The 8,150-nt window shown below is 69.2% G+C and carries 8 protein-coding genes; 5 read left to right on the top strand and 3 right to left on the bottom strand.

Going from position 1 to position 8,150, the window contains the following annotated elements:
* Both VFF46_RS16955 and VFF46_RS16950 read left to right on the top strand, forming a co-directional pair.
* On the top strand, positions 1–596 hold a 596-nt coding region (locus VFF46_RS16955), incomplete at its 5' end, for an OB-fold nucleic acid binding domain-containing protein (RefSeq protein WP_325038093.1).
* On the top strand, positions 583–1,380 hold the full coding sequence (locus VFF46_RS16950; protein WP_325038092.1) for a TIGR02569 family protein: 798 nt from the start codon (positions 583–585) through the stop codon (positions 1,378–1,380). The genes VFF46_RS16955 and VFF46_RS16950, both read left to right, overlap by 14 nt.
* Here the strand turns inward: VFF46_RS16950 and VFF46_RS16945 are convergent.
* Positions 1,338–2,516 carry a Cmx/CmrA family chloramphenicol efflux MFS transporter gene (locus tag VFF46_RS16945; protein ID WP_325038091.1) on the bottom strand — a complete coding sequence of 393 codons (1,179 nt, stop codon included), beginning with the start codon at positions 2,514–2,516 and terminating at the stop codon, positions 1,338–1,340. The two genes, VFF46_RS16950 and VFF46_RS16945, sit on opposite strands and share 43 nt — an antisense overlap.
* A 66-nt stretch (positions 2,517–2,582) precedes the next feature.
* Complete coding sequence (locus VFF46_RS16940) at positions 2,583–3,158, bottom strand: TetR/AcrR family transcriptional regulator (RefSeq protein ID WP_325038090.1); 576 nt, start codon at positions 3,156–3,158, stop codon at positions 2,583–2,585.
* 157 nt (positions 3,159–3,315) lie between these two features.
* Between VFF46_RS16940 and VFF46_RS16935 the strand changes: the two genes are divergently transcribed.
* From VFF46_RS16935 to ctaD, 3 genes are all read left to right on the top strand, one after another.
* Complete coding sequence (locus VFF46_RS16935; RefSeq protein WP_325038089.1) at positions 3,316–5,316, top strand: DUF1906 domain-containing protein; 2,001 nt, start codon at positions 3,316–3,318, stop codon at positions 5,314–5,316.
* Positions 5,317–5,396: 80 nt separating this feature from the next.
* Complete coding sequence (locus tag VFF46_RS16930; protein WP_325038088.1) at positions 5,397–6,200, top strand: LLM class flavin-dependent oxidoreductase; 804 nt, start codon at positions 5,397–5,399, stop codon at positions 6,198–6,200.
* A 71-nt stretch (positions 6,201–6,271) separates the two neighbouring features.
* Positions 6,272–7,963, top strand: a complete 1,692-nt coding sequence (ctaD, locus tag VFF46_RS16925; protein WP_325038087.1) for a cytochrome c oxidase subunit I — start codon at positions 6,272–6,274, stop codon at positions 7,961–7,963.
* Positions 7,964–7,968: 5 nt separating this feature from the next.
* On the opposite strand, the gene VFF46_RS16920 is transcribed toward ctaD, so the two are convergent.
* On the bottom strand, positions 7,969–8,150 hold a 182-nt coding region (locus VFF46_RS16920; RefSeq protein WP_325038086.1), incomplete at its 5' end, for a Scr1 family TA system antitoxin-like transcriptional regulator.

The raw sequence follows: 8,150 nt of genomic DNA, 5'->3' as shown, positions 1-8,150 counted from the left end.
AGATGCTCGGGCTGTACGTCTCCGACCATCCGCTCTTCGGCCTGGAGTCCGTCCTCGCGTCCCGGGCGGACGTGGGCATCGCCCAGCTCTCCGACCAGCCGGACGGCGCGGTCGTGACGATCGGCGGCATCATCTCCAACCGGCAGCGCCGGATCACGAAGAAGGGCGATCCCTGGGCAACCGCAACCGTCGAGGACCTGGTCGGCTCCGTCGAATGCCTGTTCTTCCCCGCGACGTACCAACTGGTGTCCGGCCGGTTGCAGCAAGACGCCGTGGTGTTCGTGAAGGGCCGTCTGGACAAGCGCGACGACGTACCGCGACTGATCGGCGCGGAGGTGACCCTCGCCGACCTGACGACGGTCGGCGTCGTGGTCCTGGAACTGCACCAGTCGAACGTCATCCCACATACCGTGAACCACCTCCGCGAAGTCCTCACAGCCCACCCCGGCCCCTCAGAGGTCCACCTCCGAGTCCGAGGCCCGGAGAAGACCACGGTCTATCGGCTGTCGTTCCGCGTGAATGCGGACAAGGAATTCTGGGCAGACCTCAAAGCCGAGGTAGCGGGGATGAAAGAGTGGCGCAATGGAGTGTCCTGAAGAGCGGGTGCTGGCGGCGTTCGGGGTGTTGGAGCCGGCGGTGCGGCTGGTCGGTGGGCAGGGGGAGACCTGGCGGTCCGGTGACGTGGTCCTGAGGCGGGCCGACGCCGAGAGCGCCTGGCGGGCCGAGGTGCTGAGCGTCCTGCCGGAGTCGGACGCGTTCCGCGTGCCGCGGCCGGTGCGGGCGGCGGACGGCGAGTGGGTCGCCTTCGGGTGGGAGGCGAGCGAGCTGCTGGCCGGGGCGACCGACGTGCGGCGGCAGGACGACGTACTCGTCGCGGCCGCTGCGTTTCACGAGGCGGTCGCCGGCTTGCCGCGGCCGGACTTCATCGACACTCGGCGCGATCCGTGGTGCGACGGCGACCGGGTCGCGTGGCGGGAGCAGAAGATCGACGGCACGCCGCCGTACGTCGAACTCGTCGGTCCGCTCGTCGACGCCTGGCGGCCGGTGGACCTGCGCGCGCAGGTGGTGCACGGTGATCTGCCGGGGAACGTGATGTTCGCGGACGGGTTGCCGCCGGCAATCATCGACTGGCCGGTGTACTGGCGGCCGACCTCGTGGGCGGCCGCCGTCGCGGTCGCGGACGCGCTGTGCTGGTACGGCGCCGAGCCGGGTCTCGCGGCGCGGTGGGCGCACCTGCCCGAGTGGGGGCAGATGCTGATCCGCGCGCTGATCTACCGGATGACCACCGACGACCTGGCCGGCGGCGCAGCCAACTGGACCACGGAACGGCGGGCTGCTTATGCGCCGGTCATTGAGCTTGCCCTGTCGTACTCGGGCTGAGCGGCGGCTCGGGAGGCGAGGGGGATGGTGGTGAGGGCGAGTAGTGCGAGGGCGGCGCCGATCCAGCCGACTGCGGGGTAGCCGGCGCCTGCGTCGAGGGCGAGACCGCCGAGCCAGGGGCCGACGGTGATGCCGACGTTGAAGGCGGAGATGTTGAAGGCGGCGGCCAGGGTGGGGGCGGAGCCCGCGACGGTGAAGACCCGGGAGTTCACCGCCGGGTTGGTGGCGAATCCGAAGGTGCCGACCGCGACGATCGCGGGGACGGCGAGCCAGGGAGTGGCGGTGACCAGTGCCAGGAGGACTGCGGCGGCGCCGAGGCCGATGAGGCTGATGGCGAGCGTGGTGAACGGGCGCCGGTCCGCGGTGCGCCCGCTGATCGTGATGCCGACCAGGGAGCCGAGGCCGTAGAGGGCGAGGATCGCGGGGACCCAGGCGTCGGGCAGCTTGGTCGTCTCGGTCAGCAGCGGTGCCAGGTAGCTGAAGATCACCAGGACCGCGCCGGTCGACAGCGCGGTCGTGCTGTACGCGAGCCACAGCTGCGGTTTCGTCATGCTGCGCAGCTCCGCCCGCAGTTCGGGGACGTTCTCCGAGCGGCCGCGGGGGATCGTCGCCCGGATGCCGACGATGGCGAGCGCGGACAGTACGGCGACCGCCCAGAACGCGGCGCGCCAGCCGAGGTGCTGGCCGAGGAGCGTACCGGCGGGCAGTCCGACGATGGTCGCGACCGTCAGGCCGCCGGCCAGGATGCTCATCGCCTTGGCGCGGGCCTCCGGTCCGGCGAGCTCGATCGCGGTCACGGATGCCACCGCCCAGAACCCGGCGTACACGAACGCGCCCGCCACCCGGGTGGCCAGCAGGACGCCGTACGACGAGGTCAGCGCGCCGGCCACATGCGTCAGCGCGAAGACCGCGAGGAAGGCGAGCATCGCGACACGCCGCGACCAGCGCAGTGTCACTACGGCCAGGATCGGGGCGCCGACCAGCATGCCGACCGCGAACGCGGAGATCAGCAGGCCGGCGGCCGGGATGGACACGTGCAGGTCGGTGGCGATCTGGGGGAGCAGTCCGGCGAGCATCAACTCGGACGTCCCCTGGGCGAAGATCGCCAGACCGAGCAGATAGACGGCGCGGGGCATGATGTCCTCTCGTAGTGGATTGATCGGTCCAAAATCTGCACAGGCCGAACCCGGACCAGAAGGGGATCAGAAGCTGCGCAGCGCGGCCTCGACGACCGCCCGCTGGCTGTCCGCGGACGCGCCGCCACGGGCGGCGACCCGCAGCCCACCCAGCACGGTGAATACGTATACAGCCAGACCTTCCGCGTTCTGCTCCGCGTCGATCTCGCCGGCCGCCTGCGCTGCCTGGATCGCGGTGGTCAGGGCGGCGACCTTGGTCTGGTGGTCGCGGTCCAGCAGGTCGACGATCTCCGGCTCCCGCGGGCCGAGTTCGACGATCGTGTTGATCGCGAAACAGCCGGCCGGATCGTCCGGTACCGGCTCGACCGCCGTCCAGAGGATCCGCCGGACGCGCTCGCGGAGCGGCAGCGACTCGTCCCGGATCACCTCGAGCTGGGCGGCGGTGAAGTGCTCGGCGTACCGCCGGAGCGCGCGGTCGAACAGGTCGCGCTTGCTGGTGAACGTGTTGTAGATGCTGCTCCGGCCCAGGCCGGTCGCCGTACACAGGTCCTGCGTCGAGGTCGCCTCGTAGCCGGTCGTCCAGAACACCCGCATCGCGGCGTCCACGGCACGATCCTCGTCGAAGGTCCTCGGTCTCGCCATACCAAGAAGCCTAACACATTCTGAACTGATCGATCCAAAACGGCACCCGATAGCATCTGCGCATCGAGGCGAGTGCCGGAAGCTCTTCGACAACACAGCGGCGCTCGCCTTCACTTGGGGACAGCATCCGACGATGAGACTGGGGAGCACTGTGAGGATGTTCAGACCTGGGGGGCTCACACTCGCCCTCGCGCTGGTGGCAGGTATTACGGTCACCGGCACGGCGGCCGCGGCGGACACGAAGACCGTGTCCTATCGCGGGTACCAAGTGACCGTCCCGGCCGAGTGGCCCGTGGTCGACCTGGCCACCGACCCGACCGCGTGCGTCCGGCTGGACCAGCCGGCCGTGTACCTGGGTCGCAGTACGGCGCAGGCGAAGTGCCCGGCGCACCTCGTCGGCCGCAGCTCCGGCCTGATCCTGGAGCCGCTGACCACGGCGCAGCCGTCGAGTGACGGGATGCTGCGACGCACGATCAAGGACGCCGGCGTCCTCGCGACGGCGTACTACGCACCCGGCGCCGAGCGTGCCGCGAGCGACGTACTCGGCACCGGCAAGGTGGTGACCAAGACCTCGTCCTCCCGGATCGCGCAACCGGCCGCGGTAACACCGTCCATCGTTGCCACCGGCAACTTCGCCGGCAACGGCTTCGACACCTGCGCGGCACCGTCGCAGGACGCGATGAACGCGTGGCGCCCAACGTACCAGGGCGTCGGCATCTACATCAGCGGTGGACTGCGCGGCTGCGCGCAGCCGAACCTGACCGCCGACTGGATCGCGGCGAACGCGAGCAAGGGCTGGCAGTTCCTGCTGATCGACGTCGGCCTGCAGGCACCGTGCACGACGTACAACAGCCGGATGTCCTCGGTCGCGTCGACCGCGCTGGTCCAGGGCCGGAACGCCGCCGTCAACGCGGTCGCGGCGGCCCAGGCGCTCGGCTTCGCCCAGCGGAGCGCGATCTACAGCGACATCGAGGCGTACACGTCGACAGCGGCCTGCAAGGCAGCCGTGCTGTCGTACCTGAGCGGCTGGACGCAGGAGCTCAACTCGCGTGGGTACCAGGGCGGCGCGTACGTCGGTGCGGGGTCGGGTGGTGCCGACCTGAACAGCGTCTACACGAGTACGGCGTACACGCGGCCGGACAACATCTGGTTCGCGCACTGGGGCTCCACGGTCGGCACGAGCCGCTTCATCAACGCGGCGTACTGGACCAACCACCAGCGTGTGCACCAGTACGCGGGTGAGCTGACCGAGACCAACGGTGGTGTGCAGATGACCATCGACAAGGACTACCTGAATCTGACGGCTCCGCCGGCTCCGGTCAGCGGCTTCAGTGTGACGGGTGGGGTCGCGGCCGCCGCGCTGCGCTGGACCAAGCCGACGAACACCACGGTCATGCTGCGGAACGCGGTCGGCTCGACCCCGCCGCCGCTGACGACATCGGGTACGGCGGTCTACAACGGTGCCGCGAGCAGCTACACCCAGTCCGGTCTGTCGAACTCGGCCAGCTACGCGTACCGCGTGTGGACGAAGGACGCGACGGGCAAGGTCGGCCCGGGCGTCGACGTACGGCTGGTCGGGTCCAAGGCGACGTTCGGGATGAGTGCGGCCTCGATCATGTACACGGGCGCGGTCACGCTGACGGCCGGCGTGTCACGGCTGGACGGCGGCAAGCTGCCGGGTGTACCGCTGGTGCTGTACTCGAAGGCGAAGACCGCGACCAAGTGGTCGACGGTCGGGTCGTACACGACCGACGCCAACGGGATCGTCAAGGTGTCGCAGAAGCCGCCCGTCTCGACGTACTACATGTGGGGCTACAACGGCGGCGCCGGCGTACTCGGCACGCGCAGCGCGACCGCCCTTCTGCAGGTCCACCCGGCGCTCTCGGCGTACCTGACTCCGGCCGCGATCAGGCTCGGCGGGTCGACGCTGCTGTACGGGTACCTGAACCCGCCACACGCCGGTACGACGGCGTACCTGCAGCGGCGCTCCGGTACGTCGTGGGCGGCCGTGACGACCGGGAAGCTGACGACGAACGGGAAGTACGCGTTCAGCATCAAGCCGACGGCGCGTGGCACGTACACGTACCGCGTGGTCTGGCTGGCCGACGCCGACCACCAGGGCACGCAGACCGCCTCGAAGGTCCTGACGGTCAGCTGACGGTCAGCTGACGGGGAGCCCGGCCGCGGCGGACTGTCGGTGCCGTACTGGAGGATCTTCGTCCAGGAGGTGACGAACCGATGATGAAGTTCGCGATCTGGGTGCCGTTGTTCGACGAGTTGTCGGATCCGTTGGAGGTCGCCCGGCTGGCCGCGGCGGCCGAGGAGGCCGGCTGGGACGGGTTCTTCGTCTGGGACCAGCTGTGGTGGTCGCCGCCGGTGCGCGCGGTGTCGGACCCGTGGATCACGCTGAGCGCGATCGCCACGGCCACCGAACGCCTGCGGCTCGGGCCGATGGTCACGCCGGTGGCCCGCCGGCGGCCGACCAAACTGTTGCGTGAGACAACGACCTTGGACCTGCTCGCCCGCGGTCGGCTGACGCTCGGCGTCGGGCTCGGCAGCGACCGCTTCGCGGGGGAGTTCTCGAAGACCGGTGAGGAGCTGGACGACCGGGTCCGCGCCGAGCAGATGGACGAGACGCTGGCGATCCTCGCCGCCGGGTGGACGGGGGAGCCGGTCAACCATCACGGCAAGCATTTCCTGGTCGACGACGTCGAGTTCCTGCCGCGTCCCGCGAGCGGCCGGATCCCGGTGTGGGCGGCGGGGTTCCCAGGCAATGCCAAGCCGGTCCGGCGTGCGGCCCGGTACGACGGGTTCTTCCCGGTCCACCTGACCTCACCGGACCAGCTCGCCGAGCCGGCCGCCGTACTGCGGGATCTGCGCGGGACGCTCGACGGGTACGACATCGCGGTGGCACTGGAGCCGTCCGCCGACCCACGTCCGTACGCCGCGGTGGGCGCGACGTGGTGCCTGACGGAGACCAATCCCGCCACGCTCCGGCGTGCCGACGTCCGTGCTCTGATCGCCGCCGGGCCGCCGCGCTAGTTCGGTAGCGGGGTGTTGCGGTCGCGCCGATGGGTGTCTAATCGAAGGGATGCGTTAGTTCGGGAGGTGGCATGGCCAGCGTCAGCGGGCATGCCGGGGTCACCGAGCGCGCCGGATCGACCGCGGCCGGGTACGGGCGGCGGCCACTGGGGCTGGTGATCGGCCGGGTGCTCTCGTCGACCGACCACAAGGTGATCGGCCAGCTGTACCTCGTCACGTCGTTCACGTTCTTCCTGATCGGCGGCGTGATGGCGCTGGTGATCCGCGCCGAGCTGGCCGAGCCGGGACTGCAGTTCGTGAACGAAGAGGTCTACAACCAGCTGTTCACGATGCACGGCACGATCATGCTGCTGCTGTTCGCGACGCCGCTGTTCATTGGCTTCGCCAACGTGATCATGCCGGTCCAGATCGGGTCGCCGGACGTCGCGTTCCCGCGGCTGAACATGTTCAGCTACTGGTTGTTCCTGTTCGGCGGGCTGATCACGATCAGCGGGTTCTTCACCCCGGGCGGCGCGGCCGACTTCGGCTGGACGGCGTACTCGCCGCTCACGAGCGGGGTGCACTCGCCGGGCATCGGCGGCGACCTGTGGACGATGGGGCTGTACCTGGCCGGTCTCGGGACGATCCTCGGCGGCGTCAACTTCGTCACCACGATCGTGACCATGCGGGCGCCCGGGATGACGATGTTCCGGCTGCCGATCTTCACTTGGAACGTGCTGGTGACGTCGATCCTGGTGCTGATCGCGTTCCCGATCTTCGCGGCGGCGCTGCTGGTCCTGGAGGCGGACCGGAGGCTCGGCGCGCACGTGTTCGACCCGGCGAACGGCGGGCCGATCCTGTGGCAGCACCTGTTCTGGTTCTTCGGGCATCCCGAGGTGTACATCATCGCGCTGCCGTTCTTCGGGATCGTCACCGAGGTGCTGCCGGTGTTCAGCCGGAAACCGATCTTCGGGTACTACGGTCTGGTCGCCGCGACGATGGGGATCGGGGCGTTGTCGATCGCGGTCTGGGCGCATCACATGTTCACGACCGGGGCGGTGGCGCTGCCGTTCTTCTCGTTCATGACGTTCCTGATAGCGGTGCCGACGGGGGTGAAGTTCTTCAACTGGATCGGCACGATGTGGGGCGGGTCCGTGTCGTTCGACACGCCCATGCTGTGGGCTGTCGGGTTCCTGGCCACGTTCCTGCTGGGCGGGTTGACGGGCGTGATCCTCGCGTCGCCGGCGCTGGACTACCAGTTGCAGGATTCGTACTTCGTGGTCGCGCACTTCCACTATGTCGTGTTCGGGACCGTGGTGTTCGCCATGTTCTCGGGGTTCTACTTCTGGTGGCCGAAGATGACCGGCCGGATGCTCGACGAGAAGCTCGGGAAGATGCATTTCTGGCTGCTGTTCATCGGCTTCCACACGACGTTCCTGGTGCAGCACTGGCTCGGTGTGGAGGGGATGCCGCGGCGGTACGCCGACTACAAGCCGAGTGACGGGTTCACGACGCTGAACCAGGTGTCGAGCGTGGGCGCGTTCATCCTGGGCGCGTCGATGCTGCCGTTCTTCTACAACATCTACAAGTCGCGCCGGAGTCCGCGCGTCGAGGTAGACGATCCTTGGGGCTGGGGGCGTTCGCTGGAGTGGGCGACGAGTTGCCCGCCGCCGCGGCACAACTTCAACTCGCTGCCGCGGATCCGCTCGGAGTCCCCGGCCTTCGACCTGCATCATCCCGAGTTGGCACCCCACGCCCACGGCGAGCTGCCCGGCGGACCGTAGCGAGGTCAGCCCAGGCGGTCCAGCAAGCGGATCAGGGTCTGGTCGGTATCGCGGGGTGGGGGACTGGTGGAGGCGAGCAGCTCCAGCGCCTGGGTGTAGGCCTCGACGTCGTCGCGTTTGTCGAGGTAGAGCGCGCTGGTCAGGTGCTCGACGTACACGATGTCGGGCAGGTCACGCTGTGGGAACC

This window comes from Kribbella sp. (assembly GCF_035655035.1).
In the GTDB taxonomy this organism is placed as follows: domain Bacteria; phylum Actinomycetota; class Actinomycetes; order Propionibacteriales; family Kribbellaceae; genus Kribbella.
The sequence above is the reverse complement of the archived record's forward strand: the minus strand, read 5'-3'. Positions and strand labels throughout refer to the sequence as shown.